Source organism: Bradyrhizobium neotropicale, assembly GCF_001641695.1.
GTDB classification, from domain to species: domain Bacteria; phylum Pseudomonadota; class Alphaproteobacteria; order Rhizobiales; family Xanthobacteraceae; genus Bradyrhizobium; species Bradyrhizobium neotropicale.
Window position 1 is genome coordinate 44,898 of record NZ_LSEF01000092.1, and the last position, 24,989, is coordinate 69,886.

Genomic DNA, 24,989 nt, shown 5'->3' on the forward strand with positions numbered 1-24,989 from the left:
CTAGAACAGCGACTTTGCCGCTGCGGAGGCCACGCTCACCACCGGGCCCGCGAACAGCGCAAACAGGATGTTGAAGAGGCCGGCGACCGCCAGAACCGTCCGCACCTCGACGCGCACCGGGTCGACCTGACCGGCCGGCTCGTCGAAATACATCGTCTTGACGATGGCGAGATAGTAGTAGGCGCCCACCACGCTGGTCAGCACGCCGATGACCGCGAGCGTGAACAGGTTGGCCTTGATCGCGGCGACGAACACGTACCACTTGGCGAAGAAGCCGGCGAGCGGCGGGATGCCGGCGAGCGAGAACAGCAACATCGCGAACAGGAAGGCGAGCAGCGGGTTGGTCCGCGACAGGCCGGCGAAATCGCTGATCTGCTCGACCGCCTGGCCGTTGCGCTTCATGGCGAGGATGACGGAGAACGAGCCGAGCGTCATCGCCACATATATCACGATGTACATCAGCACGCCCTGCGCGCCCTCGACCGTGCCGGAGGCGAGGCCGACCAGGGCAAAACCCATATGGCCGATCGAGGAATAGGCCATCAGGCGCTTGATGTTGGTCTGGCCGATCGCGGCGAAGGAGCCGAGCGCCATCGAGGCGATCGAGACGAACACCAGGATCTGCTGCCACTGCGGCACGATGCCGGGGAACGCAGTCAGCGTCGCGCGGGTGAAGACGGCAAGTGCCGCAACCTTCGGCGCAGAAGCGAAGAAGGCCGTTACCGGCGTCGGCGCGCCCTCATAGACGTCGGGCGTCCACATGTGGAACGGCACCGCCGAGATCTTGAAGCAGAGGCCGGCAAGCAGGAAGACGAGGCCGAACACGAGACCGACATTCGCGGTCGTCGCAGCGGCCGCGATGCCGGCGAAGCTGACCGTGCCGGTGAAGCCGTAGATCAGCGAGGCGCCGTACAGCAGCATGCCCGAGGACAGCGCACCCAGCACGAAATACTTCAGGCCCGCCTCGTTCGACTTGGCATTGTCCCGGTTGGAGGCCGCAACGACATAGAGCGCGAGCGACATCAGCTCGAGGCCCAGATAGAGCATGATCAGGTCGCCCGCCGAGATCAGCACCATCATGCCGAGGGTCGAGAGCAGCACCAGGATCGAATATTCGAAGATGCGGCGCGACGGGTCGGAGAGGAACTCCGTCGACAGAAGCAGCGTCACGGCCGAGCCGATCAGCGCCAGGATCTTCATGAAGCGCGCGAAATCGTCGACGATGAAGCTGCCGCCGAAGGTCACCTGCTTGCCGGCCGGCTGCAGGTATTCGAGCACGCCGACGACGATCAGGAGCAAAACCGCGAGCGAGGTGACCGCCCTGGTCGTCCCCTGCCCGCGATAGGCGCCCAGCATCAGGAGCGCCATGCTGCCGACCGCGAGCACGAGCTCGGGCACGACCGGCGCCAGTTGATATCCTGCAGTCTCAAAGCTCATGGCGATATCCTGACCTGCCCGCTCACTGGAGCAGTGCGGCGGCCTTCACGGCCGTCACCGCGGTGTTGTAATTGTTGACGAGTTGCTGGACCGAGGCGGCCGACATGTCGAGCACCGGCTTCGGATAGACGCCGAACAGGATCGTCAGCGCGATCAGCGGGAACAGCGTCACGCACTCCCGGAAGGTGAGGTCCTTGATGGTCATCAGCGACGGCTTCACCAGCGCGCCGAACACGACCTTGCGATAGAGCCAGAGCGCATAGCAGGCCGACAGGATGACGCCCGTCGAGGCGAAGAACGCGGTCGGGATCGAGGTCTTGAAGGTGCCGAGCAACGTCATGAACTCGCCGACGAAGCCGCTCGTGCCGGGCAGACCGACATTGGCCATGGTGAAGATCATGAAGGTCATGGCGTAGAGCGGCATCCGGTTGACGAGGCCGCCATAGGCCGCGATCTCGCGGGTATGCATGCGGTCGTAGACGATGCCGACGCAGAGGAACAGCGCGCCGGAGACGATGCCGTGCGAGATCATCTGGAACACGCCGCCGGCGACACCCTGCATGGTGCCGGCGAAGATGCCCATGGTGACGAATCCCATATGCGCGACCGAGGAGTACGCGATCAGCTTCTTCATGTCCTCCTGCATCATCGCCACCAGCGAGGTGTAGATGATGGCGATGGTCGAGAGCGTGAAGATCAGCGGCGCAAAGTCGTGCGAGGCGAGCGGGAACATCGGCAGCGAGAAGCGCAGGAAGCCGTAGCCACCCATCTTCAGGAGGATCGCCGCCAGGATCACCGAGCCCGCGGTCGGCGCCTCGACGTGCGCGTCGGGCAGCCAGGTGTGCACCGGCCACATCGGCATCTTCACCGCGAAGGAAGCGAAGAAGGCGAGCCAGGCCCAGGTCTGCAAAGACCGCGGCACGGCCGTGTGCATCAGCGTCGGGATGTCGGTGGTGTTGCCGTTCCAGTACAGCGCCATGATGGCGAGCAGCATCAAGACCGAGCCGAGCAGCGTGTAGAGGAAGAACTTGAAGGAGGCGTAGACCCGGCGCGGGCCGCCCCAGACGCCGATGATCAGGAACATCGGAATCAGGCCACCCTCGAAGAACAGGTAGAACAGCACGAGGTCGATCGCCGAGAAGGTGCCGACCATCAGCGTTTCCAGGATCAGGAACGCCATCATGTATTCGCGGACCCGGCTCGTGACCTTCCAGCTCGCGATGATGCAGAACGGCATCAAGGCGGTGGTCAGGATCACGAAGGGCAGCGAAATGCCGTCCACGCCCATGTGGTAGGTGATGCCGGTGGCGAGCCAGTTCGCCTTCTCGACGAACTGGAAGTCGGCGGTCGAGGAATCGAAGCGCGCCACCAGGATCAGTGACACCGCAAAGGTGATCAGCGTGGTCCAGAGCGCGATCCAGCGCGAGTTGCGCTGCGCCGCCTCGTCATCGCCGCGGCTGAGATAGACGATCAGCGCGCCGACCAGCGGCAGGAAGGTGGTGACGGAAAGGATGGGCCAGGTTGTCATTTACTGGCCTCCAAAGCCGAACATGAACCAGGTGATCAGGCCGGCGACGCCGATCAGCATGGCGAATGCGTAGTGATAGAGATAGCCGGTCTGGATCTTCACGACGTTGCGGGTGATATCCAGCACGCGCGCCGAGACGCCATCGGGACCGAGGCCGTCGATGATGAAGCCGTCGCCCTTCTTCCAGAGCTGATAGCCGATCCACTTCGCCGGACGGACGAAGATGACCTCGTAGAGCTCGTCGAAGTACCATTTGTTGAGCAGGAACTGGTAGAGCATCGGCTGCGTGTTCGCGAGCTCGACCGGCAGATACGGCCGGCGGATGTAGAACAGGTACGACACCAGGAAGCCCAGCACCATCATCACCGTCGGCAGGAAGGCGATGGTCTCGGGGATGTGGTGCATCTCCTCGATGATGTGCGGGTTCATCTTCACGGACTCGCGGAAGAACTCCTCGATGCCGTGGCCGGCGAACAGCTCCTTGAACGGGAAGCCGGCGACGATCGAGCCGACTGCGAGCACGCCGATCGGGATCAGCATCCAGATCGGGCTCTCATGCGCAGCCTCGTAGTGTTGCTCGTCATGCGGCTCGCCGTGGAAGGTCTTGAACACCAGGCGCCAGGAGTAGAACGAGGTCAGGCCGGCGGCCACGACCGTCATCAGGAAGCCGTACACCGCGAACGGATTGTGCGAGGCATAGGCGGACTCGATGATCGCGTCCTTGGAGAAGTAGCCGGCGGTGAGCGGGAAGCCGGTCAGCGCCAGGGTGCCGACCACCATCACCGCGTAGGTGTAGGGGATCTTCTTCCAGAGGCCGCCCATGTTGCGGATGTCCTGCTCGTGGTGCATCGCATAGATCACCGAGCCGGAGCCCAAGAACAGCAGCGCCTTGAAGAAGGCGTGCGTGAACAAGTGGAACATGCCGACCGAATAGGCCCCCGCCCCCATCGCCACGAACATGTAGCCGAGCTGGGAACAGGTCGAGTAGGCGACGATGCGCTTGATGTCATTCTGGACGAGGCCGACGGTCGCGGCGAAGAACGCGGTGGTCGCGCCGAAGAACATCACGACGGCCTGCGCGTTCGGCGCGAGCTCGAACAGCGGCGACAGGCGCGCCACCATGAACACGCCCGCGGTGACCATGGTCGCGGCATGGATCAGCGCCGAGACCGGGGTCGGGCCTTCCATCGCGTCCGGCAACCAGGTGTGCAGCAGGAACTGCGCCGATTTGCCCATCGCGCCCATGAACAGCAACAGGCAGGTCAGCGTCAGTGCGTCGGCGTGCCAGCCGAGGAAGTTGATGGTCTTGCCGGTGAGGCCCGGCGCGGCATGGAAGATCGTCTCGAAATCGGTCGAGCCGACGAGTGCGAAGATCGCGAAGATGCCGAGCGCGAAGCCGAAATCGCCGACGCGGTTGACCACGAAGGCCTTGATCGCGGCCGCATTCGCCGACGGCTTCTGGTACCAGAAACCGATCAGGAGGTAGCTCGCCAGACCCACGCCCTCCCAGCCGAAGAACAGCTGCACGAGGTTGTCGGCCGTCACCAGCATCAGCATGGCGAAGGTGAACAGCGACAGATAGCCGAAGAAGCGCGGCCGGTACGGGTCCTCGTCCATGTAGCCGATGGAATAGAGGTGCACGAGCGAGGACACGGTGTTGACCACGACCAGCATCACGGCCGTGAGCGTGTCGACCCGGAGCGACCAGTAGACCTGGAGGTCGCCGGAGAAGATCCACGGCAGCAGCTGGATGCGGGCGTCATGGTGCATGAAGCCGACGTCGACCAGCGTGAACCAGGACAGCGCCGCCGACACGAACAGAAGCCCCGTCGTGATCAGCTCGGCCGCGCGCGAGCCCGCCGCGGCCGGCTCGGAGACGTGGTGGTCGTCATGCCCGTGATCGTCGTGCGCATGGTCGTCATGGGCCGCCGACGCATGGACGTCGCCATGACCGTGATCATCGCCGTGATGCTCGACCGTGTCGCCCGAGGGGTTGCGGGCATGCGCGCCGACCAGCGAGATCAGGCCGGCGAGAATGGCGCCCAGCAACGGCAGAAAAACGATTGCCTGAACCATGACTGAGCTCAGCCCTTCATCAGATTGACGTCCTCAACCGCGATCGAGCCGCGGTTGCGGAAATAGACCACCAGGATGGCGAGACCGATCGCTGCTTCCGCAGCCGCGACCGTCAGCACCAGAAGCGCGAAGACCTGGCCGACGATGTCGCCGAGGAAGGTCGAGAACGCCACCAGGTTGATGTTGACCGAGAGCAGGATCAGCTCGATCGACATCAGGATGACGATGATGTTCTTGCGGTTCAGGAAGATGCCGAGGATCCCGAGCGTGAACAGGATCGCGCCGACCGCGAGATAGTGTCCGAGCCCGATCGTCATTTCACCCACTCCGCCGCATCGGTATCGGACAGCCCCTGCCCCGACGCCACCTTGCGCAGCGCCATCGCCATCTCGGGCGTGCGCGCGTTCTGAACGTTGATGTCCTGCCGCTTGATGTACGCCTTGTGCCGCAGCGTCAGCACGATGGCGCCGATCATCGCGACCAGCAGCACCATGCCGGCGAGCTGGAAGTAATGGATGTACTTCGTATAGAGCACGAGGCCGAGCGCCTCGGTGTTGCTGACATTGGTCGGGATCGCTGCCGTGATCGTCTTGGCAACGCCGGGGTTGATGACCCAGAAGCCGACGGTGAGCAGCAGCTCGAACAGGAAGATGCCGCCGATCACGAGGCCAACCGGCAGGTACTCGATGAAGCCCTCGCTCAGCTCGGTGAAGTCGACGTCGATCATCATGATCACGAACAGGAACAGCACCGCGACCGCGCCGACATAGACGACGATCAGCATCATCGCCAGGAACTCGGCGCCCATCAGCACGAACAGGCCGGAGGCGTTGACGAAGGCCAGGATCAGGAACAGCACGGAGTGCACGGGATTGCGCGAGACAACCACCATCACCGCCGAGGCGACGCAGATGCCGGCGAACAGATAAAAGAACAGCGCGGGAAGGATCATGCCCTCACCTCACCGGTACGGCGCGTCGAGCTCGATCGCCTTGGCGATCTCGCGTTCCCAGCGGTCGCCATTGGCGAGCAGCTTGGCCTTGTCATAGTAGAGCTCCTCGCGGGTCTCGGTCGCGAACTCGAAGTTCGGGCCCTCGACGATGGCGTCGACCGGGCAGGCCTCCTGGCAGAGGCCGCAATAGATGCACTTCACCATGTCGATGTCGTAGCGCACGGTGCGGCGGGTGCCGTCGTTGCGGCGCGGGCCGGCCTCGATGGTGATGGCCTGCGCGGGGCACACGGCCTCGCACAGCTTGCAGGCGATGCAGCGCTCTTCGCCGTTGGGATAACGGCGCAGCGCGTGCTCGCCGCGGAACCGCGGCGAGATCGGCCCCTTCTCGAAGGGATAGTTCAGCGTCGGCTTCGGCTGGAAGAAGTAGCGCATGGCGAGGAAGAACGCCGAGACGAATTCCGACAGCAGAAGCGAGCGTGCAGTGGCGTTGACGTTGATACCCATGACGGCCCTCACTTCGGCGCGATGCCGGCGAAATGCAGCACGCCGGCCACCACGACCACCATCACGAGCGACAGCGGCAGGAACACCTTCCAGCCGAGACGCATCAGTTGGTCGTAGCGGTAGCGCGGCACGATCGCCTTCGCCATCGCGAACAGGAAGAACATGAAGAACAGTTTCAGCGAGAACCAAATGATCCCCGGCACCCAGTTGAAGGGCGGCAGGTCGACCGGCGGCAGCCAGCCTCCCAGGAACAGGATGGTCGCCAGCGCGCACATGGTGACGATGGCGACATACTCGCCGAGCATGAACAAGAGGTACGGCGTCGAGCCGTATTCGACCATGAAGCCGGCCACGAGCTCGGACTCGGCTTCGACGAGGTCGAACGGCGGACGGTTGGTTTCCGCCAGCGCCGAGACGTAGAACACCACGAACATCGGGAACAGCGGCCACACATACCAGTTCAGGATGGTGAGCTGCGGCAGGCCGATCAGGCTGGCGAGACCCCGCGCATGCTGCGCTTCCACGACGGCCGACAGGTTCAGCGTGCCGGCGCAGAGCAGCACCGTGATGATGACGAAGCCGATCGAGACCTCGTAGGACACCATCTGCGCCGCCGAACGCAGCGCGGCCAGGAACGGATACTTCGAGTTCGACGACCAGCCGGCCATGATGATGCCGTAGATCGACAGCGACGAGATCGCGAAGATGAAGAGGACGCCAACATTGATGTCGGAGATCACCCAGCCGAGATTGGTCGGGATCACCGCCCAAGCGGCGAGCGCGAGCACGCAGGAGACCAGCGGGGCGAGCAGGAACACGCCCTTGTTGGCGCCGGCCGGAATGATCGGCTCCTTCAGCACGAACTTCAGGAGGTCGGCGAAGGACTGGAACAGGCCCCAGGGCCCGACGACGTTGGGACCGCGCCGGATCTGCACCGCCGCCCAGATCTTGCGGTCGGCGAGCAGGATATAGGCGATCGCGACCAAGAGCACGACGAGCACCAACACGCTCTCCGCGACCATGATGATCAACGGCCAGAGGAACCCGGTCCAGAATGCGCTTTCGAAGAATTCCATCAGATCACGCTCACTCCGCTGCGGTCAGCATCTGCCCGGAGGCAAGCCGCGAGCACTCCGCCATCACGGCGGACGCACGCGCGATTGGGTTGGTCAGGTAGAAGTCCTCGACGAGAGGCTTGAACGGCGCCTTCTCCGGCGTGCCGCCCTTGCCTGCGAGCTTCTTGATCTGGTCGGCCGAGCCTGTCTCGATCTGGTCGAGACGGATCAGATGCGGCACCGCCTTGAAGATCGCCTGGCGCAGCGCCGCCAGCGAGTCGTAGCCGAGCTTCTTGCCCAGCGCCTCCGACAGCGCACGAACGACCGCCCAGTCCTCGCGGGCCTCGCCCGGCGGGAACGCGGCGCGGCCGGTCATCTGCACGCGGCCTTCCGTGTTGACGTAGATCGCGGACTTCTCGGTATAGGCCGCCGCCGGCAGGATCACGTCGGCGCGATGCGCGCCGCGGTCGCCGTGGGTGCCGATATAGACGACGAAGGTACCGTCCGGCGCCTTGATCTCGTCGGCGCCAAGCAGGAACAACACGTCCAGCGTGCCGAACGTCGTCATCTGCGCCGCGTTCAGCCCGCCGCCGGTCGCGGCAAAGCCGATGTCGAGCGCGCCGACGCGCGAGGCGCTCTCATGCAGCACGCCGAAGCCGTTCCAGCCATCCTTCAGCGCGCCGACGTCGAGCGCCAGCTTGGCGGCGGCGGCAAGAATCGCCGCGCCATCGTGACGCCCAGTCGCGCCCGCGCCAACCAGGATGATCGGGTGCTTGGCGTTCTTCAGCACGTCCATGAAGGAGTGCTTGCCGGCCGCGAGCTCGCCCAGCGTTTCGGTCCCCGCGCCGAGATGGTCGTAATCGTAGGTCAGGTCGGCCTTGGCGCCGATCACGCCGATCTTGAAGCCGCCGGCACGCCAGCGCTTGCGGATGCGGGCGTTGAACACGGCCGCCTCTTTACGCGGATTGGCGCCGATGATCAGCAGCGCATCGGCCTGCTCGACGCCCGCAAGCGTCGGATTGAAGATATAGGAGGCACGGCCGAGCGCGGGATCGAAGGCGTCGCCACCCTGCACCGCGAGATTGCCCGAGCCGAATTTGGCGAGCAGGTCCTTCAGCGCGAACATTTCCTCGACGCCGGCGAGATCGCCCGCGATGGCGCCTATGCGCTTGCCATCGGTACGGGCCGCCTTGGCCGCGATCGCGGCAAAAGCTTCCGACCAGCTCGCCGCGCGCAGCTTGCCGGCTTCACGGATATAGGGCCGGTCGAGGCGCTGGGTGCGCAGGCCGTCGACGACGTGACGCGTCTTGTCCGAGATCCACTCCTCGTTCACGGCCTCGTTGATGCGCGGCAGCACGCGCATCACCTCGCGGCCGCGGGTGTCGACGCGGATCGCCGAGCCGATGCCGTCCATCACGTCGATCGACTGGGTCTTGCCGAGCTCCCAGGGCCGCGCCGCGAAGGCATACGGCTTCGAGGTCAGCGCGCCGACCGGGCAGATGTCGACGAGATTGCCCTGCAATTCCGAGGTCAGCGCATGCTCGAGATAAGTCGTGATCTCCATGTCCTCGCCGCGGCCCGTCGCGCCCATCTCCGGGGCGCCGGCGACTTCCGCCGAGAAGCGGACGCAGCGCGTGCACTGGATGCAGCGGTTCATCGAGGTCTTGACCAGCGCGCCGAGATACTTGTCCTCGACCGCGCGCTTGTTCTCGGCGAAGCGGCTGGTGTCGACACCGTAGCCCATCGCCTGGTCCTGGAGGTCGCACTCGCCGCCCTGGTCGCAGATCGGGCAGTCCAGCGGATGGTTGATCAGCAGGAACTCCATCACGCCTTCGCGTGCCTTCTTCACCATCGGCGAACGCGTGGAGATCTCCGGCGGCTCGCCCTTGGGACCCGGGCGGCAGTCGCGCACACCCCAGGCGCAGCTTGCGACCGGCTTCGGGCCGCCCTTCACCTCGACGAGGCACATCCGGCAATTGCCGGCGATCGACAACCGCTCGTGATAGCAGAAGCGCGGAATCTCGGCGCCGGCGGCCTCGCACGCCTGGAGCAGCGTGTACTCCGGCGGGACATCGATCTCTTTGCCGTCGATGATGAGCTTGGTCATTCTTCCTACTCCGCCGCGACCATGTTCACGGGATCGCGGACGCCGGCATCGTCGATGTCGGCCTTGTGCGAATATTGGTCGATGCGCGCTTCGATCTCATGACGGAAGTGCGCGATCAGGCCCTGGATCGGCCAGGCGGCTGCGTCGCCGAGCGCGCAGATGGTGTGGCCTTCGACCTGCTTGGTGACTTCCAGCAGCATGTCGATCTCGCGCTTGTGGGCGCGGCCCTCGGCCATGCGGGTCAGGACGCGCCACATCCACCCCGTGCCCTCGCGGCACGGTGTGCACTGGCCGCAGCTCTCGTGCTTGTAGAAATAGGAGATGCGGGCAATCGCGCGGATCAGGTCGGTCGACTTGTCCATTACGATCACGGCCGCGGTGCCGAGGCCCGAGCGCAGCTTGCTCAGAGAGTCGAAATCCATCGGCGTGTCGATGATCTGCTCCGCCGGCACCATCCGCACCGAGGAGCCGCCGGGGATCACGGCCTTCAGATTGTCCCAGCCGCCGCGGATGCCGCCGCAGTGCTTGTCGATCAGCTCACGGAACGGAATGCCCATGGCCTCTTCGACGTTGCAGGGCCGCTCGACATGGCCGGAGATGCAGAACAGCTTGGTGCCGACATTGTTCGGACGGCCGATGCCGGCGAACCAGGCCGCGCCGCGACGCAGGATGTCGGGCGCAACCGCGATCGACTCGACGTTGTTGACGGTGGTCGGGCAGCCGAACAGGCCGACGTTGGCCGGGAACGGCGGCTTCAGCCGCGGCTGGCCCTTCTTGCCCTCGAGGCTTTCGAGCAGCGCGGTCTCCTCGCCGCAGATATAGGCGCCGGCGCCGTGCGCGACGTAGAGGTCGAACGGCCAGCCGTTGACGTTGTCCTTGCCGATCAGCTTGGCCTCATAGGCCTGGTCGATCGCAGCCTGGAGGTGCTCGCGCTCGCGGATGAACTCGCCGCGGACATAGATGTAGCAAGTGTGCGCATTCATCGCGAAGCTCGCGATCAGGCAGCCCTCGATCAGGAGATGCGGATCGTGCCGCATGATCTCGCGATCCTTGCAGGTGCCGGGCTCGGACTCGTCGGCGTTGACGACGAGATAGCTCGGCCGGCCGTCGGTCGATTCCTTCGGCATGAACGACCATTTCAGGCCGGTCGGGAAGCCCGCCCCGCCGCGGCCGCGCAGGCCGGAGGCCTTCATCTCATTGATGATCCAATCGCGGCCCTTGTCGATGATGGCCTTGGTGCCATCCCAGGCGCCGCGGCGCCGCGCGCCCTCGAGCCCCCAGTCATGGAGGCCGTAGAGGTTCTTGAAGATGCGGTCCTTGTCCTCGAGCATTTCAGTGCTTTCCGATCAACGGTTGGCCTGCTTGTAGGCAAGCCCGGCGGCGCAGACGGCGAAGGTCAACGCCCAGAGCAGACTGGATTCCAGCGTCGCGCTCAACGCAAAGCGCTGGAGCAGGAACATGAAAGCGGCCGCAACGGCGGCGTGCATGGCGATGAAGCCCCATTTCTTCACGGCCTCGCTCCCTCCCCTTGCCGGCTTCGAGAGATCACGCATCAGGTGGTCTCCTTCAGCGTGGTCGGCCCGGTGATGGGCGCGGAGAACTGGCGGCCGTTCTGCGGGCCGGGCTTGGGCGGATTGCCCGAGGCGAAGCCGTCGAGCACCTTGCCGAAGCTGTCCTTGGTCAGGTCCTCATAGGTGTCCTTCCCGATCAGCACCATCGGCGCGTTCACGCAGGCGCCTAAGCACTCCACCTCTTCCCAGCTGAAATTGCCGTCCTTGGAGAGATGGAAGGGCTCGTGATGAATGCGGCTCTCGCAGACATGGATGAGATCTTCCGCGCCGCGCAGCCGGCACGGCGTGGTGCCGCAGACCTGGACGTGGGCCTTCTTGCCGACGGGGGCGAGCTGGAACATCGTGTAGAAGGTCGCAACTTCCAGAACGCGGATATAGGGCATGTCGAGCATGTCGGCGATGACGCGGATCGCGGCTTCCGACACCCAGCCCTCGCTCTGCTCCTGCGCGCGCCAGAGGATGGCGATCACGGCGGAGGCCTGGCGTCCGGCCGGATATTTCGCGATCTGCTGCTTGGCGAACGCGAGGTTCTCCTCCGTGAACGCAAAGCTCGCGGGCTGGACTTCCTTGGGCGCTAATCGGCGGACAGACATCTCTTCAATCTCTCACTGCATGCGGCGCGCGGTATTGGCGTTCAGAATCTTGGCATTCAGGGCATCGATCCTGTCCTGCCAGAACGCGCTTGCGGTGCCGAAAACGTTGTAGCCGACGTGGGTGGAGACCTTGATCCGGTCGAGGATCGACAGCTCGGTCACGGTCTCAAGCCGGTTGCTGCGCGGATCGAGCACGATCAGCTTCAGCGGAGTTTCTTCAAGAATGTAGCGCGACACCGCATGCGAGCGGTCGCTGCCGTGCTCCTCGCACATGATGACGCTGTCGGCCTGGAGCAGCCGGGCGCCGCCCTTGATCGCCTCGATCTCGAGGCCCTCGACGTCGAGCTTGATCAGATACTTGCCGGTCGCGGCGACCTTGCCGTCGTCGATAAGGTTGTCGAGGGCGATGACCGGCACCTCCTCGCCACCGCCCGGCCCCGCGATGCTGAACTTCTCGTGCTTGGTGCCGGACAGCCGCGCCGTGCCGCGCGAGGCGCCGATCGCCACGCGCATGCATTCGAAGCGATGGTCGTTCACCGCCGCGTTGTTCGACAGCTTGGCGAAATTGTCCGAGGAGGGTTCGATCGCGATCGCCTTGTGCGCGCCGAACTGCGCGCTCGAAATCAATACCGACCAGTAGCCGTAATTGGCACCGCAATCGATCAGCGTGTAGTCGACGTCGGCGGAACCGGCGAACAGCAGCTCGAGCTCATCCTCGTAATGATACGAGCGATTGAGCAGCTTGCTCCAATAGCCGTCGCCATATGGGAATTCGAACACCGCGTCCGGGTTGAGCCTGATCGCGATGTTGCGCTCCGCCAGCGCCTTGCGCAGCAGATTGGCGCAGGCGATGTAGCCCATGTGCGAGAAGTGCGACGAGATCTTCGATCCCGTCACCAGCGCCAAGGCAGCCGTCCGCTCCCACAGGTTGGCCCCTTCAAGGGCCCCCGAGGCACGGTCAAACTGGATTGGCGCTTGCGCCATCACCGATCGACCTCTCCGAACACGATGTCGAGCGAGCCGAGAATGGCCGAGACGTCGGCAAGCAGATGGCCCCTGCAGATGTGATCCATGGCCTGGAGGTGCGCAAAGCCCGGCGCGCGGATCTTGCACTTGTACGGCTTGTTGCTGCCGTCGGAGACGAGATAGACGCCGAACTCGCCCTTCGGTGCCTCGACCGCGGCATAGACCTCGCCTTCCGGCACGTGAACGCCTTCGGTGTACAGCTTGAAGTGGTGGATCAGCGCTTCCATCGAGCGCTTCATCTCGCCACGGCGGGGCGGCGCGACCTTGTTGTCTTCGACGACAACGGGGCCCTGCCCGTCAGCCGCCTTCAGCTTCTCGATGCACTGCCTCATGATGCGCACGGACTGGCGCATCTCTTCCATGCGGATCAGGTAGCGGTCGTAGCAGTCGCCGTTCTTGCCGATCGGAATGTCGAAATCCATCTCGGCGTAGCACTCATAGGGCTGCGACTTGCGCAGATCCCAGGCCGCGCCCGAGCCGCGCACCATCACGCCCGAGAAACCCCACTCCCAGGCTTCCTTGAGCGGCACCACGCCGATGTCGACGTTGCGCTGCTTGAAGATGCGGTTGGCGGTGAGCAGGCGATCGAGATCGTCGACCACTTTCAGGAACGGGTCGCACCAGGCCTCGATGTCGTCGATCAGCTTCGGCGGCAGGTCCTGATGCACGCCTCCGACGCGGAAGAAGGCCGCGTGCATACGGCTGCCCGAGGCGCGCTCGTAGAACACCATCAGCTTCTCGCGCTCCTCGAAACCCCACAGCGGCGGGGTGAGCGCGCCGACGTCCATTGCCTGCGTGGTGACGTTGAGCAGATGCGACAGGATGCGGCCGATCTCGCAATAGAGCACGCGGATCAACTGGCCGCGGCGCGGCACCTCGATGCCGAGCAGCTTCTCGGCGGCGAGGCAGAAGGCGTGCTCCTGATTCATCGGCGCGACGTAGTCGAGCCGGTCGAAATAGGGAATCGCCTGCAGATAGGTCTTCTGCTCGATCAGCTTCTCGGTGCCGCGGTGAAGCAGACCGATATGCGGGTCGACGCGCGCGACGATTTCACCGTCGAGCTCCAGCACGAGGCGCAACACGCCGTGCGCCGCCGGATGCTGCGGGCCGAAGTTGATGGTGAAGTTTCGGAGGTTCTCAGGTTGCTCGTTCATGATCAGACCTTCGGCCCCGCTTTCTCATCGCCCGGCAGCGGATAGTCGGCCCCTTCCCACGGCGAGAGGAAATCGAACTTGCGGAATTCCTGGTTGAGCCGGACCGGCTCGTACACCACGCGCTTCTCCTGGTCGTCGTAGCGGACCTCGACGAATCCGGTGAGCGGGAAATCCTTGCGCAGCGGATGTCCCTCGAAACCGTAATCGGTGAGCAGTCGGCGCATGTCGGGATGACCGACGAAGAACACGCCGTAGAGGTCGTAGGCCTCGCGCTCGAACCAGTCGGCACCGGGGAACACGTCGATCAGCGACGGGACCTGCGTAGTCTCGTCGGCGGCAACGCGCAGCCGGATCCGGGCGTTCAGGGTCGGCGAGAGGAAGTGATAGATCACGTCGAAGCGCTTATCGCGCTCCGGATAGTCGACCGCGGTCACGTCGGTGATGTTGACGAAACGGCAGTTCGGATCGTCGCGGAGGTACTTGACCACCTCGACGATCTTGCTGGCCTCGACATCAACCGTGAGCTGGTTGAAGGCCACCGCGTGACCGGTGGCGGCGCCCGGAAGCGCGCTAACGATCGTTTGCCCAAGGGCGTCGAGCTTGCCGTCGTCCATGACGTAAAACCTTAGCGTTCGATGGTGCCGGTGCGCCGGATCTTCTTCTGCAGCAGCAGCACGCCGTAGAGCAGCGCTTCCGCCGTGGGCGGGCAGCCCGGCACGTAGATGTCGATCGGCACGATACGGTCGCAGCCGCGCACGACCGAGTACGAATAGTGGTAGTAGCCGCCGCCATTGGCGCAGGAGCCCATCGAGATGACGTAGCGCGGCTCGGGCATCTGGTCGTAGACCTTGCGCAGCGCCGGGGCCATCTTGTTGGTCAGCGTGCCCGCCACGATCATCACGTCGGACTGACGTGGGGAGGCACGCGGCGCGAAGCCGAAGCGCTCGACGTCGTAGCGCGGCATCGAGACCTGCATCATCTCGACCGCGCAGCAGGCGAGACCGAAGGTCATCCACATCAGCGAGCCGGTGCGGGCCCAGGTGATGAGGTCGTCGGCCGCGGCCACGAAGAAGCCCTTGTCGGACAGTTCGTGATTGACTTCGAGGAAGAACGGATCATTGGCACCGACCGGCTTGCCGGTCGACGGATCCAGAATGCCCTTGGGCGCCGGTGCGAGAACCGGACCGGACGGAGTGGCTTGGTTCAATCCCATTCCAGTGCCCCTTTCTTCCATTCATAGGCAAATCCCACCGTGAGTACGGCGAGGAACACCAGCATTGACCAGAAGCCGGTCGCACCGAGCTTGCCGAACGCCACCGCCCACGGGAACAGGAACGCCACCTCGAGGTCGAAGATGATGAAGAGGATGGCGACCAGGTAGAAGCGGACGTCGAACTTCATCCGGGCGTCGTCGAAGGCGTTGAAACCGCACTCATACGCCGACAGTTTTTCCGGGTCCGGCTGCTGGAACGCCACGATGAAGGGGGCGATCAGCAGCACGAGGCCAATGAGGCCTGCTACCCCTATAAAGACGACGAGTGGAAGATAGTTCTGCAGAATGCCGCTCATTGGCGAGCCCTTTTTCCCGCGGCCTCGGGGGAGCCACGGATTCGTCCCGGTTTAGAATTATTCTGAGCCTTAGCGCAGTGCACCAATGGGCGCAAGACACGCTATTTTTAGGCCCTTTGCCGCCCCCAGAACAGTGAAAATCCCGGAATCGCCCCGCGCTGGTATGGAGCAGATCGGCCTGCCCAGCAAGAGCGGCCCTCACCCCTCCGCACCTTGGGGCAGACGCTCAGCGGAAGCACTCCCCGCAGGCGACCGCGCGCTAGGATGATCCTGCTTTCCTGCTGCGACGCAGCCAGATCCCAAAGATGACAAGGACGGGAAAGCCGACTGTCACCCAGGCGACATATCTGCCGCCATCGCCCCACAGCAGCGCCGCCAACAGGCCGATCGTCGTTGCCAGCGCAATCAGAAGCGGCGCGCCGAAGACCCGTATCCACAGGCGGGAGCCGACGGACGAGCCATGCATCATGACGAGACCGGGACTCGTTTTGCGAATGCGTCCGCCCGCGTCGCCCCCCGCTTTCGTCGCCGCGCCAGCCAGAGATAGAGACCGCTGCCGATCACGATGATCGTCAGCACGTCGAGCGCGGCCCAGATCACCTTGAGCGGCATGCCGCCATAATCGCCGAAATGGAGCGGCTGCGAGATCAGGAGGGCCTGGAGGTACATCGGCAGCGCCCGGCTGTCGGCCACCTCTCCCGTTTCACCGTCGAGCAGCACCGGCTTCAGCAGCCGTGACGTCAGCGGCGTATCCCCGCGCATGAAGGCGGCGAAATGATGCGAGGAGGAGAACGGCGTGCCGGGAAAGGCGATGAAGGCGATCTCCATGCCCTCGGCCGCCCGCCTGGCGCGCGCGACGACGCCATCGAGCGAGGCGAGATGGCTGGGCGGCGGCTTGCCGGCATAGGGCGCGACCATGCTGGCGAGCTCGGTGGCCTTCCATTGGCTCAGCATCAGCTCGGCCCAGGTGTTGACGACACCGGTCAGCCCGACCACCAGCGCCCAGGCCACCGTTACGACCCCGATCAGATTGTGCCAGTCGAGCCACACGACCCGCCGCGAGGCGCTGTCACGGATGGTGGCAAAGCGCAGCCGGCGGGTGAACGGCCAGTACAGCACCACGCCGGAGATGATGGCGACGGCGAACAACAGGCCCATCGCGCCGAGAAACAGCTTTCCGGCCTGGCCGGCGAACATGTCCGTGTGCAGCTTGAGCACGATCAGCATCGGGCCGACGCCGACCGGGCCGAGCAGTTTCGCCGACGCCGCATCGAAGGCACGCACGGTCGCATTGTCGGGTGCGGCGTCCGGGGCGCTGTTGGTGAACGCCATCACGATCCCGGGCTCGTCCTTGTCCCAGGAGATATATTGCAGCAGGCGGCCCGGATCGGCGGCGAGCGCGGCGTCGGCGACTTGCTGGGGCGTCGCACGCGCCGCGCTCGCATGAGCTTCGGGCTGGGGGGCATAGCCCAGGAGCTCATCGATCTCGTGATGGAACACCAGCGGAAGGCCGGTCAGGCACAGCAAAAGCAGGAACACGGTCGAAACCAGGCTGGTCCAGGTGTGGACCACGGACCAGAGCCTGACCGTGCGCGCTTTCACGTCGGGATCCCCTCGCCCGCCGTTACCATGTGTACGAGACGCTGGCGGTGACGCGCCGGCGGTCGCCGTAGAAGCAGGACGTGGCCGACGCGCAGCTCGCGACGTAGATCTTGTCGGTCAGGTTGATCACGTTGAGCGCGGTGCGCCAGTTCTGCCATTCGTAGTGAACCGCGAGATCGCCGAGCACGACCGCGGGAACCTCGAGCGTGTTGGCGGCGTCGGCCCAGGACGAACCGACATAGCGCACGCCGCCGCCGAAGCCGAAACCCGCAAGCGGTCCGTCCTTGAACGTGTAGTCCGCCCAGCCCGACGCCAGCATCTGCGGTGTGTTGGTCGGCGTCCTGCCGACAAGGCTCGGATCGAGGTCCTTGCTGGTGAAGAGATGATAGGACGTGAAGGCGCCGATCAGCTTGAGCTCACGCGTGACATTGGCCACGGCTTCAAGCTCGATGCCCCGCGAGGTCACCTCGCCGGTCTGGTTTTGCAGGACCGGGGTATTGCCCGGCACCGTCGTCGGCACATTTTGACGGACCAGATCGAAGGCCGAGACCGTGAGATAGCCGTCGAATCCCTTTGGCGCGACCTTCAGACCGATCTCGGCCTGCTTGCCGGTCTCCGGCAGAAAGAGCTGGTTCGAAGCGTTGAGGCCGATGATCGGATTAAAGCTCGTCGCATAGGAGATGTAAGGCGCGATGCCGTTGTCAAAATTGTAGATCAGACCGGCGCGCCCGCTGAAACTGCTGTCGTTCTGACTGCTGATCGTGGCGCCCGTGTCGCGGGCGGCCTGCGTCGTCTCGACCCAATCATTGCGGCCGCTGAGCACCAACGTGAAATTCCCCAGCTTCATCTGGTCCTGAAGATAGGTGCCGGCCTGCTTCTGCGTGATCAGGAAGTTCCGGAACGGATCCCCGGTGATCGGAATGTCGCCGACGCCGTAGACCGGATTCAGGGCGTTGATCGAGGGCACTCCGAAGAAGTTGAAAGCCTGGTAGTCGTCGATCTGGTAGCCCTTGAGGTCGACGCCGAACAGCATCGTGTGCCTCACCGGCCCGGTGTCGAAGCGATACTCCAGCTGATTGTCGAGATCGGCCTGATTGGCCGTGTTCTTCGCATACCAATTGTAACGGAAGAGGTCGCCGGTCGTCGCGTTGGTGTAGCCGTTTCCGACATAGCCGCGATACGTGATGTCGACATGCGCAAAGCGGGCGTTCTGTCGAAACGTGAGGTCGCCGGTGAGATTGCGCTCGAACTGATAGCCGAGCATCTCCTGCTCGCGCGTGAACTTGTCGACGCCGGGATCGCCGACGAACAGGCTGGTCGGTATGCGGCCGAACGGAGCGCTGGTCACCGTGCCCTGATAAGGCAGGAAGTTGATGCCGCGGGTGTCCTGCTTCGAGGCCGACGCCAGCACTGTGAAGGTCGTGTCGGCATCCGGCTTCCAGGTCACCGACGGCGCGATGAAGTAGTTGTTGTCCGGCGTGAAATTGACCTGCGTGGCGCCGTTCTGGACCTGACCGACCATGCGGTAGAACAGCTTGCCGTTCTCGGGGCTCGTCGCGACCGGCCCACCGAAATCGAAGCCGACATAGGCATTGCCGAAATTATTGACGCCGGTCTCGACATAGCGGATCGGCTCGGCCGGCGGCAGCTTGCTGATGACATTGACGATGCCGCTCGGGCTCGATCCGCCATACAGCACGGCCGACGGACCGCGCAGCACTTCCACCCGCTCCATGTCGGGGGTCTGCAGCTTCCAGCTCGCATAGGACGTGTAGAACAGCTGCATGCCGTCGAGGAACAGTCCGACATCGTCGGACTTGAAGCCGCGGATCAGCCACCAGTCGTTGCGCATATCCGCGCCAAAGGTTCCGGCGCGCACGCCGGCGGTGTAGCGCAGGACCTCGTCGAGCTTGTTCGCTTTCTGGTCGCGGATCTGCTCGGCGCCGATCACCGACACCGACTGCGGTGTCTCCATGATCGGCGTGTCGGTCTTGGTGCCTGACGAGCTGCGGCCAGCGACGTAGCCGTGGACGGGACCGCGCGCCGTCTCGACGACGCCAACGTTGCGCTGCGGCTGCGGCTTCCGGTTGCTGACAGTCTGCGCGGTACGCTGCGCGCGGCGCGGAGCGGTCGACGCCGCGCGGCGGCGCGCTTCCGGCGCCGCAACATTCACCGCTGGCAAGTTCTGCGCGCCGGTCTGCGCGGAAGATTGTGCGAAGGATGCTTGTGGCACCAAAACCCAAACGGACGCGGTCGTCAAAACGGCCGACCGCAGCAAACGTAGACTGTTCAACGCGCCACCCCAAATGCGTATTTCATTCGCGTGCCGTCAGTCCCATGACGGCATGCGTTGTGGCGACGCTTTATGTGAGTGAGCGCGATGGCGCTAATTGAAAGGCTCTTAGAGCGAGTCTTAGAACCGATCCAACATTTCCAAAGATTGCTGTAACGTTCAGCGCTGAACTTTCTCGGCCTCGAGCATCTCCGCTGCGATCGCCGTGAGATCATCGACCTGCCGCAGCAGCGTCTGGAGCTCGTCTTCGCTCAGATGTTCCAACAGGCGCCGATTGCGCTCCTGCGCGCCGGCGACGATCGCATCATGCGCCGCGAGCCCGGCCTTGGTCAGCGAGACCAGCACCTCGCGGCTGTCCTTTGGATTCGGCGCCTTCGCGATCAGCTTGCGCGACATCAGGCCAGCGAGCGCGCGGCTGATCTGTCCCTTGTCCTGGCCGACGGCTTCGGCGAGCCGCGCCACGCTCATCGCCGGTCCGCGACCCAGCGAGGCGACGAGACCGAACTCGACAGACGACAATCCGGTGAGGCGCTTGTAGCGCAGGATGGCGCCGCGCTTGAGCAGGTTGGCGAGCACCATCAGCCGCGAGGACAGCATCACGGTGATCGGTGCCGGCAGCTCGCTTTCGTCCGGTTCGGGCGATGTCGACCCGCCCCTGCTCGGTGTCTGGCTCATGATCCACCTCTGCCAAGAAAGCCGGTTCCTGCCAAGCCTGAGCGACCAAGTCCGGCCTCGGCGCAATCGAAATGCAACTAAGAGGCGTTTTGAATATCGTTGACATTGTCATCGATCTGCCGTTGACTTGGTCAACACATCAAAGATGACCCGGCCGCGAAGGCCGGACGGGAGGATCAGCATGACCATCACCCAGCGGGATCGCGATCTCGGCACTGGCTATGCGATGAAGCCGGCGCACACGCGCACCGAGCTGACGTCGGTCGCAAGGGACACGCCGATGGGCGAGCTGCTCCGCCGCTACTGGCATCCGGTGGGCCTTGTCGGCGACGCCACCGACACGCCGAAGAAGGTGCGCGCGCTGGGCGAGGACCTGGTCCTGTTCCGCGACAGGCACGGCCGCGCCGGCCTGTTGCACGCGCGCTGCTGCCACCGCGGCACCACGCTCTATTACGGCAAGGTCGAGGAAGACGGCATCCGCTGCTGCTATCACGGCTGGAAGTTCGACACCGAAGGCCACTGCCTCGAGCAGCCCTGCGAGCCCGACGGCGGCCAGTTCAAGGACAAGGTGCGCCAACCCTGGTACCCGGTCGAGGAGCGCTACGGGCTGATCTTCGCCTATATGGGCCCGGCCGAGAAACGCCCGGTGCTGCCGGCCTACGAGTGCCTTGAAAACATGGACGACGGCGAGCTCGTCGAAGCCGATGATTCCTCGATCGGCGGCGGCGGGCCAGCGCTCATCCCCTGCAACTGGCTGCAGCATTTCGAGAACGTTGTCGATCCCTACCACGTGCCGGTGCTGCACGGCTCGTTCAGCGGTCCGCAATTCACCAACATGATGGCCTCGATCCCCGAGGTGAAGTTCGAGAAATCGCCGCGCGGTGTCCTCGTCCGTTCGGAACGCAAGCAGGACGACGGCAAGGTGTTTTACCGCGTCAGCGAGGCCGCGCTGCCCACCTTGCGCGTGGTGCCGAATCCGCGCGTCGCGCAGTTCGCCCGCGTCGAGTCGATCGGCTGGGTCCTGCCGATCGACGACACCTCCTTCCGCATCTACGTCGCCGGCCGCGTCAAGAACCCCGGCGACATCGGCCGCATGCGCTCGAAATTCAACGGCAAGTTCTGGTGGGACATGAGCGAGGCCGAGCACCAGCAATTCCCGGGCGACTATGAGGCCCAGGTCGGCCAGGGCCCGGTGACCGTTCACTCCGAGGAGCATTTTGGCCAGAGCGACCGCGGCATCCTGATGATCCGGCGCATGCTGAGCGACCAGCTCGAGGCTCTTGCGGCCGGCCGCGATCCCATCGGCGTCTGCTTTGACGCGAGCGCGCCGCCGGTCGAGTTCGAAGCGGGGAATTACATCCGCGAAGGCTGATCAGCCAGCCCCAACACGAGCTGGACCAATTACAATAACAAAGACAAATTGGGGGAAGCGATGGTCGATGTGACGTCACAAGTGTCGGTGCAAACGGCCGCCGCGGCGAAGCCCTCGGCACGGCGCTATTACGTGCTGGGGCTGCTCACCATCATCTATGCGCTGAATTTTCTCGACCGCACGATCTTCAATGTCCTGATCGAGCCGATCAAGAAGGAGTTTCAACTCAGCGACACCATGATGGGCCTGCTCGCAGGTTTCGGCTTCGCGCTGTTCTATTCCCTGCTCGGAATCCCCATCGCGCGCATGGCCGACCGGCTCAACCGCCGCAACATCGTCGCCATCGCGTTTGCGTTCTGGAGCGCGATGACGGCGCTGTGCGGCGCGGCCTCGAGCGTGACCTCGCTGGCGCTGGCGCGAATCGGCGTCGGCATCGGCGAATCCGCGGGCTCGCCGGCTTCGCAGTCCATCGTTGCCGATCTCTTTGCCAAGAACGAGCGGCCGCGCGCGCTCGGCGTCTACGCCATCGGCACCTATCTCGGCGTCTTCCTCGGCTATTTCGTCGGCGGCTACGTCAACCAGCACTATGGCTGGCGGATGGCCTTCTACGTCGCGGGCCTGCCCGGCGTCCTGCTCGCCACGATTCTCTGGCTGACGATCTCCGAGCCGAAGCGCGGCGCGATGCAGGAGAGTTTTGTGCCCGAGCCGCTCGGGCCGACGCTGCGCTTCCTCGCCTCGCAGCGGAGCTTCGTCATCGTGCTGATCGGCTTCTGCCTCACCACCTACACCAATTACGCGACCGCGGCCTGGATCCCGCCGTTCCTTGCGCGCGTGCACCATCTGTCGAGCGCCGAGATCGGCACCTATGCCGGCACCTTCAAGGGACTCGCCGGCATGGCCGGCACCCTGCTCGGCGGCTTCGTGGTGGCGCAGGTGAGCCGCCGCGACGACCGCTGGAAGCTGTGGGCGCCCGCGATTACATCGGGCCTCGCTGGTCCCGTGTTCGCGCTGTGCATGTTGACGCAGGATTTCGCGGTGATGGTGGCGATGCTGGCGCTGACCTCGTTCCTGGTCGGCTTCCATCTCGGACCGATCTTCGCGATCGCGCAGACCGTGGCAAAGCCGAGCATGCGGGCGCTGGCCTCCGCCCTCATCGCGCTCACCGCGACCTGCTTCGGCCAGGGCGTCGGCCCGCTCGCGGTCGGGATGGTCAATGATGCGCTGAAGGGTGGCTACGGCGCTGATGCCGTGCGCTATTCCCTGCTCTCGGCTGCGATCACGACCACCGTCGGCGCCCTCCTGTTCGTCTGGGCTGCCCGCCCGATCCGGGCCGATATCGCCCGCGCGGCGGCTTAACGCCGGTTCCAGCGGGGGGCGAAACCGACCCGGCGGCCAGATGAAACCATTTTGCGAAACCGGTGAAACCATCCGGAAACAGATCGTCCTTATGACAAGAGCCAACAGACGGCTGCAAAGCCCGTCGGGAGGCTCTGATGAACCACTCAATTCACTCTGCTGACCGTTCGACCCACCTGAAGATCGTGGTGGTGGCGCTCGTGGCTGGCATCGCGGTGGCCGCCTTCGGGATTGCAGCCCGCACCAACGCCGATTACAGCCAAACCGCCCAGGCGACCCATGTGATCAAGGCTGGCAAGCCGGTGGCGGTCACCAGCTCGGGCTCGTCGGAGATTCGCTGACGGCACGAGAAAGGTCCGGTTTGAGACAAAACGGCCGCCCCAGGGCGGCCTTTTGCTTTCCGGCTCAGCTTGCGGTCTCACCAGTCTGAAGTCCTTCGACAAGAGAGCCCTGGTGTAACGGACCTGCTCCCGCGGCCGGCCGCCGCCGCGATCGCCGCCACGCTGTCGCTCCTCGTTTGGGCGCGACACTGGAGACCGCTCGACACAAACAGGGTGGTGGCGAGGTGCAGCTCGGCATTTGCCGAACTAATGGCGGGTACTGCAGGACGTAGAATAGGGTGTAATCGGGACCGGCCTCGGCAACGCTCGGTTCACTAACCGCAGAAATACTTAGAGATCCGCTGCCGGCAGGGGCTAGGCGGGAATCGGGAAACCCACGCCGTATGTCCAAAAGATGGGGTAATCGGCCGGCCCAGCTTGTGGATAGCTGAATATTTAAGGTGCTGCGCTTCAGGCTGATGGTGAAAACGAGGTCCGTGGTGACGGCCTCAAGCATCAGGAGAAGCGCAGCATGGACCATTTTGCCGGACTGGACGTATCGGTCAAGGAGACGAGTGTCTGCATTTTGGATGATACGGGCAAGATCTTGAAGGAAGTGAAGGTGGCGAGTGAGCCCCAAGCGCTTCTGAAGGTTCTGGGGAATCCCGCCTACCGCTTCAAGCGGATCGGACTGGAAGCCGGGCCGTTATCGCAATGGCTGTTCAGCGCTCTCGCCGAAGCCGAGTTACCAGTGATCTGTGTGGAGACTCGGCACATGCAGGCGGTGCTGAAGGCGCAGATCAACAAGACCGACCGCAATGACGCGCGCGGCATCGCTCAGATGATGCGGGTGGGAGTGTATCGCCCGGTGCATGTGAAGACGCTACGCAGCCAGAAACTGCGTATGCTGCTAACCCATCGCAAGCTATTGCAGTCGAAGGCCATCGCCATCGAGAACGATCTGCGAGGGACTTTGCGTAACTTCGGCCTCAAGGTGGGCATAGTCGGAATGGTGAGGTTCGAGGCCCGCATCCAGGAGCTTGTCGAGACTATTCCCGACTTGGCGATCCTGGTGGAACCGCTGCTCGTCGTGCGGCGGGCGCTACGCGAACAGATCATCATCCTGCACCGCCGCTTGCTGGCCATCGTGCGCGACGACGAGGTGTGCCGGCGCCTGATGACGACCCCCGGTGTCGGCCCGGTGGTGGCGCTGACCTATCGCGCGACCGTCGATGTGCCAGCCCGATTCCGAAAATCCAAGTCGGTCGGGGCAGTGTTTGGGCTGACGAGCTCCAGATATCAATCAGGCGAGATCGATTGGAGCGGCAGGATATCGCGCTGCGGGGATGAGATGATGCGGGTGATGCTCTACGAAGCAGCGCAGAGCATGTTGCATTCGAAGAAATGGTCCTGGCTCAAGGCCTGGGCCATGCAGATCGCCAGGCGTCGCGGAATGAAGAAGGCGATCGTGGCCCTGGCCCGTCGGCTGGCCGTCATCATGCACCGCATATGGGTCGATGGCACCGAGTTCCGGTGGACCCGGGAGCCAACCGCGACAGCAGCATGAAAACCGTTCAGGATCAAAGCCGATAGGAGGAAACTCGAGATCCACCCAGCAGTGGAAAGATGTCCCTCGCGGGACGATGGATGAGGTGAGTTCGCATGTCCGCTTGAACCTGTCGTTCAAACTAACGACAAGGCCGCGCAAAAGATTGTTCTACTTCGTCCTCGAATCCCATGATGGAAGGGCCCTGGTGCCGATTCCGAAGAGAAGCGCGAGCCCGTGAGCGACATCGACA

The 24,989-nt window shown here is 64.2% G+C and carries 24 protein-coding genes; 4 read left to right on the plus strand and 20 right to left on the minus strand.

The window, feature by feature from the left end; all coding sequences use genetic code 11:
- The 20 genes from nuoN to AXW67_RS31945 form a co-directional block, all read right to left on the minus strand.
- Complete coding sequence (gene nuoN, locus AXW67_RS31850; RefSeq protein ID WP_027550628.1) at positions 1–1,437, minus strand: NADH-quinone oxidoreductase subunit NuoN; 1,437 nt, start codon at positions 1,435–1,437, stop codon at positions 1–3.
- 22 nt (positions 1,438–1,459) lie between these two features.
- A complete protein-coding gene (locus AXW67_RS31855) occupies positions 1,460–2,965 on the minus strand; it encodes an NADH-quinone oxidoreductase subunit M (protein WP_063681111.1) in 1,506 nt (501 codons plus the stop codon).
- Positions 2,966–5,041, minus strand: coding sequence for an NADH-quinone oxidoreductase subunit L (gene nuoL, locus AXW67_RS31860; RefSeq protein ID WP_063681112.1), 2,076 nt, complete (start codon positions 5,039–5,041; stop codon positions 2,966–2,968). It abuts the gene before it with no gap.
- An 8-nt stretch (positions 5,042–5,049) separates the two neighbouring features.
- Positions 5,050–5,358 carry an NADH-quinone oxidoreductase subunit NuoK gene (nuoK, locus tag AXW67_RS31865; RefSeq protein WP_008547737.1) on the minus strand — a complete coding sequence of 103 codons (309 nt, stop codon included), beginning with the start codon at positions 5,356–5,358 and terminating at the stop codon, positions 5,050–5,052.
- On the minus strand, positions 5,355–5,993 hold the full coding sequence (locus AXW67_RS31870) for an NADH-quinone oxidoreductase subunit J (protein WP_027550625.1): 639 nt from the start codon (positions 5,991–5,993) through the stop codon (positions 5,355–5,357). Before AXW67_RS31870 ends, nuoK begins: the two co-directional genes overlap by 4 nt.
- A gap of 9 nt (positions 5,994–6,002) precedes the next feature.
- Positions 6,003–6,497 carry an NADH-quinone oxidoreductase subunit NuoI gene (gene nuoI, locus AXW67_RS31875; RefSeq protein ID WP_157283556.1) on the minus strand — a complete coding sequence of 165 codons (495 nt, stop codon included), beginning with the start codon at positions 6,495–6,497 and terminating at the stop codon, positions 6,003–6,005.
- A gap of 8 nt (positions 6,498–6,505) precedes the next feature.
- Complete coding sequence (gene nuoH / locus AXW67_RS31880) at positions 6,506–7,573, minus strand: NADH-quinone oxidoreductase subunit NuoH (protein WP_145928006.1); 1,068 nt, start codon at positions 7,571–7,573, stop codon at positions 6,506–6,508.
- A gap of 10 nt (positions 7,574–7,583) precedes the next feature.
- A complete protein-coding gene (nuoG, locus tag AXW67_RS31885; protein ID WP_063681113.1) occupies positions 7,584–9,659 on the minus strand; it encodes an NADH-quinone oxidoreductase subunit NuoG in 2,076 nt (691 codons plus the stop codon).
- A 5-nt stretch (positions 9,660–9,664) separates the two neighbouring features.
- A complete protein-coding gene (gene nuoF / locus AXW67_RS31890; protein ID WP_063681114.1) occupies positions 9,665–10,990 on the minus strand; it encodes an NADH-quinone oxidoreductase subunit NuoF in 1,326 nt (441 codons plus the stop codon).
- Positions 10,991–11,005: 15 nt separating this feature from the next.
- Positions 11,006–11,212 carry a hypothetical protein gene (locus AXW67_RS31895; protein ID WP_027550620.1) on the minus strand — a complete coding sequence of 69 codons (207 nt, stop codon included), beginning with the start codon at positions 11,210–11,212 and terminating at the stop codon, positions 11,006–11,008.
- Positions 11,212–11,823: an NADH-quinone oxidoreductase subunit NuoE gene (nuoE, locus tag AXW67_RS31900; protein ID WP_063681115.1), complete on the minus strand. Its 612-nt coding sequence runs from the start codon at positions 11,821–11,823 to the stop codon at positions 11,212–11,214. The genes AXW67_RS31895 and nuoE overlap by 1 nt, the downstream gene beginning before the upstream one ends.
- Positions 11,824–11,835: 12 nt before the next feature.
- On the minus strand, positions 11,836–12,807 hold the full coding sequence (locus tag AXW67_RS31905) for an FkbM family methyltransferase (RefSeq protein WP_063681116.1): 972 nt from the start codon (positions 12,805–12,807) through the stop codon (positions 11,836–11,838).
- Positions 12,807–14,003, minus strand: a complete 1,197-nt coding sequence (locus AXW67_RS31910) for an NADH-quinone oxidoreductase subunit D (RefSeq protein ID WP_063681117.1) — start codon at positions 14,001–14,003, stop codon at positions 12,807–12,809. The genes AXW67_RS31905 and AXW67_RS31910 overlap by 1 nt, the downstream gene beginning before the upstream one ends.
- Positions 14,004–14,005: 2 nt before the next feature.
- Positions 14,006–14,617: an NADH-quinone oxidoreductase subunit C gene (locus tag AXW67_RS31915; protein WP_027550616.1), complete on the minus strand. Its 612-nt coding sequence runs from the start codon at positions 14,615–14,617 to the stop codon at positions 14,006–14,008.
- A gap of 11 nt (positions 14,618–14,628) precedes the next feature.
- Positions 14,629–15,216: a NuoB/complex I 20 kDa subunit family protein gene (locus AXW67_RS31920; RefSeq protein ID WP_027550615.1), complete on the minus strand. Its 588-nt coding sequence runs from the start codon at positions 15,214–15,216 to the stop codon at positions 14,629–14,631.
- Positions 15,207–15,572 carry an NADH-quinone oxidoreductase subunit A gene (locus AXW67_RS31925; protein ID WP_027550614.1) on the minus strand — a complete coding sequence of 122 codons (366 nt, stop codon included), beginning with the start codon at positions 15,570–15,572 and terminating at the stop codon, positions 15,207–15,209. Before AXW67_RS31925 ends, AXW67_RS31920 begins: the two co-directional genes overlap by 10 nt.
- A 259-nt stretch (positions 15,573–15,831) precedes the next feature.
- Positions 15,832–16,041, minus strand: a complete 210-nt coding sequence (locus tag AXW67_RS31930; RefSeq protein ID WP_063681118.1) for a hypothetical protein — start codon at positions 16,039–16,041, stop codon at positions 15,832–15,834.
- On the minus strand, positions 16,038–17,174 hold the full coding sequence (locus AXW67_RS31935; RefSeq protein ID WP_063681119.1) for a PepSY-associated TM helix domain-containing protein: 1,137 nt from the start codon (positions 17,172–17,174) through the stop codon (positions 16,038–16,040). Before AXW67_RS31935 ends, AXW67_RS31930 begins: the two co-directional genes overlap by 4 nt.
- Positions 17,175–17,196: 22 nt before the next feature.
- Entirely contained in the window at positions 17,197–19,452 is a 2,256-nt protein-coding gene (locus AXW67_RS31940; protein ID WP_063681120.1) for a TonB-dependent siderophore receptor, read from the minus strand.
- A gap of 174 nt (positions 19,453–19,626) precedes the next feature.
- A complete protein-coding gene (locus tag AXW67_RS31945; RefSeq protein WP_063681121.1) occupies positions 19,627–20,142 on the minus strand; it encodes a MarR family winged helix-turn-helix transcriptional regulator in 516 nt (171 codons plus the stop codon).
- Positions 20,143–20,323: 181 nt separating this feature from the next.
- Here AXW67_RS31945 and AXW67_RS31950 point away from each other — a divergent pair, with 181 nt between their 5' ends.
- The 4 genes from AXW67_RS31950 to AXW67_RS31965 all read left to right on the plus strand — a co-directional run bounded on the left by AXW67_RS31950 (position 20,324) and on the right by AXW67_RS31965 (position 24,757).
- Entirely contained in the window at positions 20,324–21,514 is a 1,191-nt protein-coding gene (locus AXW67_RS31950; RefSeq protein WP_063681122.1) for an aromatic ring-hydroxylating dioxygenase subunit alpha, read from the plus strand.
- A gap of 60 nt (positions 21,515–21,574) precedes the next feature.
- Positions 21,575–22,870, plus strand: coding sequence for a spinster family MFS transporter (locus AXW67_RS31955; protein WP_063681123.1), 1,296 nt, complete (start codon positions 21,575–21,577; stop codon positions 22,868–22,870).
- A 137-nt stretch (positions 22,871–23,007) separates the two neighbouring features.
- The gene (locus AXW67_RS31960; RefSeq protein WP_063681124.1) at positions 23,008–23,211 is read left to right on the plus strand and encodes a hypothetical protein; all 204 of its coding nucleotides are present in this window, start codon (positions 23,008–23,010) and stop codon (positions 23,209–23,211) included.
- 511 nt (positions 23,212–23,722) lie between these two features.
- Positions 23,723–24,757, plus strand: a complete 1,035-nt coding sequence (locus AXW67_RS31965) for an IS110 family RNA-guided transposase (RefSeq protein WP_063676386.1) — start codon at positions 23,723–23,725, stop codon at positions 24,755–24,757.
- Positions 24,758–24,989 lie beyond the last annotated feature (232 nt).

Bases quoted from the DNA above. Each gene is read 5' to 3' on its own strand.
- nuoN (WP_027550628.1), bottom strand. From the start codon at position 1,437: ATGAGCTTTGAGACTGCAGGATATCAACTGGCGCCGGTCGTGCCCGAG.
- AXW67_RS31855 (WP_063681111.1), bottom strand. From the start codon at position 2,965: ATGACAACCTGGCCCATCCTTTCCGTCACCACCTTCCTGCCGCTGGTC.
- nuoL (WP_063681112.1), bottom strand. From the start codon at position 5,041: ATGGTTCAGGCAATCGTTTTTCTGCCGTTGCTGGGCGCCATTCTCGCC.
- nuoK (WP_008547737.1), bottom strand. From the start codon at position 5,358: ATGACGATCGGGCTCGGACACTATCTCGCGGTCGGCGCGATCCTGTTC.
- AXW67_RS31870 (WP_027550625.1), bottom strand. From the start codon at position 5,993: ATGATCCTTCCCGCGCTGTTCTTTTATCTGTTCGCCGGCATCTGCGTC.
- nuoI (WP_157283556.1), bottom strand. From the start codon at position 6,497: ATGGGTATCAACGTCAACGCCACTGCACGCTCGCTTCTGCTGTCGGAA.
- nuoH (WP_145928006.1), bottom strand. From the start codon at position 7,573: ATGGAATTCTTCGAAAGCGCATTCTGGACCGGGTTCCTCTGGCCGTTG.
- nuoG (WP_063681113.1), bottom strand. From the start codon at position 9,659: ATGACCAAGCTCATCATCGACGGCAAAGAGATCGATGTCCCGCCGGAG.
- nuoF (WP_063681114.1), bottom strand. From the start codon at position 10,990: ATGCTCGAGGACAAGGACCGCATCTTCAAGAACCTCTACGGCCTCCAT.
- AXW67_RS31895 (WP_027550620.1), bottom strand. From the start codon at position 11,212: ATGCGTGATCTCTCGAAGCCGGCAAGGGGAGGGAGCGAGGCCGTGAAG.
- nuoE (WP_063681115.1), bottom strand. From the start codon at position 11,823: ATGTCTGTCCGCCGATTAGCGCCCAAGGAAGTCCAGCCCGCGAGCTTT.
- AXW67_RS31905 (WP_063681116.1), bottom strand. From the start codon at position 12,807: ATGGCGCAAGCGCCAATCCAGTTTGACCGTGCCTCGGGGGCCCTTGAA.
- AXW67_RS31910 (WP_063681117.1), bottom strand. From the start codon at position 14,003: ATGAACGAGCAACCTGAGAACCTCCGAAACTTCACCATCAACTTCGGC.
- AXW67_RS31915 (WP_027550616.1), bottom strand. From the start codon at position 14,617: ATGGACGACGGCAAGCTCGACGCCCTTGGGCAAACGATCGTTAGCGCG.
- AXW67_RS31920 (WP_027550615.1), bottom strand. From the start codon at position 15,216: ATGGGATTGAACCAAGCCACTCCGTCCGGTCCGGTTCTCGCACCGGCG.
- AXW67_RS31925 (WP_027550614.1), bottom strand. From the start codon at position 15,572: ATGAGCGGCATTCTGCAGAACTATCTTCCACTCGTCGTCTTTATAGGG.
- AXW67_RS31930 (WP_063681118.1), bottom strand. From the start codon at position 16,041: ATGATGCATGGCTCGTCCGTCGGCTCCCGCCTGTGGATACGGGTCTTC.
- AXW67_RS31945 (WP_063681121.1), bottom strand. From the start codon at position 20,142: ATGAGCCAGACACCGAGCAGGGGCGGGTCGACATCGCCCGAACCGGAC.
- AXW67_RS31950 (WP_063681122.1), top strand. From the start codon at position 20,324: ATGACCATCACCCAGCGGGATCGCGATCTCGGCACTGGCTATGCGATG.
- AXW67_RS31955 (WP_063681123.1), top strand. From the start codon at position 21,575: ATGGTCGATGTGACGTCACAAGTGTCGGTGCAAACGGCCGCCGCGGCG.
- AXW67_RS31960 (WP_063681124.1), top strand. From the start codon at position 23,008: ATGAACCACTCAATTCACTCTGCTGACCGTTCGACCCACCTGAAGATC.
- AXW67_RS31965 (WP_063676386.1), top strand. From the start codon at position 23,723: ATGGACCATTTTGCCGGACTGGACGTATCGGTCAAGGAGACGAGTGTC.